Here is a 203-nt window from a genome sequence, read left to right as displayed (position 1 = left end):
ACGAGTAGTGGTGTTCATCGGTAAAAGAAAATGATATTGTCTAGTTTTGAGAGCACCAGTTCTCAATAGTGTGGTGGCGATAGCCTGAAGGATACACCTGTTCCCATGCCGAACACAGAAGTTAAGCTTCAGCACGCCGAGAGTAGTTGGGGGATCGCCCCCTGCAAGGGTAGGACGTTGCCACGCAAACTAAGACAGTCATC

The 203-nt window shown here is 49.3% G+C and carries 1 rRNA gene; it reads left to right on the top strand.

Annotated features, from left to right (window positions below):
- Window positions 1-69 precede the first annotated feature (69 nt).
- Window positions 70-186, top strand: a 5S ribosomal RNA gene (gene rrf, locus CES82_RS12335).
- Window positions 187-203: the final 17 nt, after the last annotated feature.

The organism is Secundilactobacillus silagincola (assembly GCF_002583405.1).
Classification (GTDB): Bacteria; Bacillota; Bacilli; order Lactobacillales; family Lactobacillaceae; genus Secundilactobacillus; species Secundilactobacillus silagincola.
Note: the sequence above shows the minus strand (reverse complement) of the source record. Positions and strands in the feature narration are given on the sequence as shown.